Origin of the sequence: Allobosea sp. CER48 (genome assembly GCF_044752385.1) — a bacterium.
Classification (GTDB): Bacteria; Pseudomonadota; Alphaproteobacteria; order Rhizobiales; family Beijerinckiaceae; genus Allobosea.
Map to the genome: position 1 here is coordinate 1 of NZ_JBIWYK010000493.1, position 2,161 is coordinate 2,161.

The following is a 2,161-nucleotide window of genomic DNA, read 5'->3' on the forward strand; positions in this document are numbered from 1 at the left end:
GGCCCTGCTGATCGGCTGGCCGCTGGCTTCGGGCCTCGCCGTGCTGCTGCTGCTCGCAGTGGTGCGGGAGCGGCGCGCCAGCCAGCGGGCGCGCGAGGCTATGCGTCTGCATCAGCAGGATGCGCGGCTTGCCCATGCCATGCGAGTGAACACGGTCGGCGAGATGGCGTCCGGCATCGCCCATGAGATAACCCAGCCGCTGACGGCGATCCTGAGCCAGAGCCAGGCCGGCCTGCGCCTCGCGCGGTCGGGGGTGGCGAAGCCGGACGAGCTGATCGGGGTCCTCGATGCCAACGTGCGTCACGCGCTCCGCGCCGGCGAGATCCTGGAGCGGCTGCGGGCCTATGTGACGCGCCGCGAGCCGCAGCCAAAGCCGAACGACCTCAACCAGATCGTCCGCAATGTCGTAGCCCTGACCCAGCGCGACCTGCAGGAGCGCGGGATCGTGCTGCAGCTGGAGCTCAGTCCTCTGCCCTTGATGGCGCGGGTCGATCGGGTCTCGGTCGAGCAGGTCGTGCACAACCTCGTTCGCAACGCCGCGGAAGCGGTCGAGGGGGCCCCGGGCACCCGCCGCGAGATCACCCTCGCGACACAGCTTCTCGGTGACGGAGCGGAGATTGCCGTGAGCGATAGCGGACCGGGAATCGCGGAGGCCGATCTGGCCCGCCTGTTCGAGCCGTTCTTCACCACCAAGAGCGGCGGCATGGGGCTCGGCCTGCCGCTTTGCGAGCGCCTGGTCGAGTCGGCTGGCGGGCGCATCGCCGCGCACAGCGAGGCCGGGCGGGGCGCGGCGTTTATAGTCCGCCTTCCGGTGTTGGCCGGCGCGCAGGGGATCGCCGCCGAATGAAGCCCGCTGCCCGTATCGTCTACCTGATCGACGACGACGTCGACGTTCGCGACGCGCTGACGCTGCTGTTGCGAACCATGGGCTTCGCAGCAAGGCCGTTCGCCGGCGTGCAGGCCTTTCTCGAACGCCCGGATCCACGGCAGGACGGCTGCGTCATCGCAGATATCCGCATGCCCGGCACGTCCGGCCTGCAATTGCTGGAGCGCATGGCGACCGAGGCCGAGCGGATGCCGACGGTCATCATCACCGGCCATGGCGACGTCGCCGCCTGCCGCCGTGCCTTCAGGGCCGGCGCCGTCGATTTCCTGACCAAGCCGATCGACGAGCAGGTGCTGCTCGAGGCGATCGAGGCCGGGTTTGCGCAGCTCGACGCGATCAGCCGGACGCAGGCCGCGCGCGCCGGGCGGCAAGCCGTGCTCGCGAAGCTGACGCAGCGCGAGCGCGAGATCCTCGATCTCGTCGCGGAGGGGCTTTCGACGAAGGAGATCGCCCGGGCGCTCGATGTCTCGCCACGGACGATCGAGACTCATCGGGCCAATATCGCCGAAAAGCTTGGCGCGGGCTCGGTCGCCGAGATGGTCCGCTTCGCCCTCGACGGATAGGGCGGAGAGCAACTGACTGCGCGCTCTGGGGATGCCGTTTCTCCGTAGGATTACGGAGAAACCTCCGGCGCCGCACCGATCCAAATTCCCGCCGCGGTTCAGTAGCTTGGCTCCTGTCGAGCTCAGGGCTCGCCCATGCCCCGCATCGGAGTGATCATGTCCAAGGTCGTTTTTGCCGCCGCCGCGGCGCTTGCTTTCGTCCCGGCCGTCGCCGGCGCCCAGGTCCTGCAGGAGCGCAACATGCCGCTCGCCATCGCGCAGGAAATCGCACAGGGCACCGTCGAGGCCTGCGCCGCCAAGAACTTCAACGTCACCGCCACGGTGGTCGATCGCGCCGGCGTGGTTCGCGCCGTTCTCCGCGCCGACCGTGCCGGCCCGCATACCGTCGCGGCCAGCCGCGACAAGGCCTTCACCGCCGCATCCGCCCGCAACGTCACCAGCGCAATCGCCGAGGGTGCCGAGAAGAACCCGGCCGCGCGTCACATGGCCTCGATCGAGGGCTTCCTGCTGCTCGGCGGTGGCGTGCCGGTCAAGGTCGGCGACGAGGTGATCGGCGCGGTCGGCGTCGGCGGCGCGCCCGGCGGCCATCTCGACGAGGAATGCGCCAATGCCGGCATCGAGAGGGCGAAGGCCAAGCTGCGCTGAGTCCGGCCTTTCGGCCAGTATGAGGCAGGTGGCCGCTCGCGCGGTTGCCTGTCTTGCCATTCGGGGA

3 protein-coding genes are annotated in these 2,161 nt (G+C 69.7%); all 3 read left to right on the forward strand.

What is annotated here, in order from left to right; genetic code table 11:
- On the forward strand, positions 1 to 847 hold an 847-nt coding region (locus tag ACIPIA_RS14755; RefSeq protein WP_400510637.1), incomplete at its 5' end, for a sensor histidine kinase.
- Positions 844 to 1,449 (forward strand): response regulator transcription factor, encoded by a 606-nt coding sequence (locus tag ACIPIA_RS14760; RefSeq protein ID WP_400510638.1) that lies wholly within the window; start codon positions 844 to 846, stop codon positions 1,447 to 1,449. The genes ACIPIA_RS14755 and ACIPIA_RS14760, both read left to right, overlap by 4 nt.
- Positions 1,450 to 1,605: 156 nt before the next feature.
- A complete protein-coding gene (locus ACIPIA_RS14765) occupies positions 1,606 to 2,094 on the forward strand; it encodes a GlcG/HbpS family heme-binding protein (RefSeq protein WP_400510640.1) in 489 nt (162 codons plus the stop codon).
- The last annotated feature ends 67 nt before the right edge of the window (positions 2,095 to 2,161 follow it).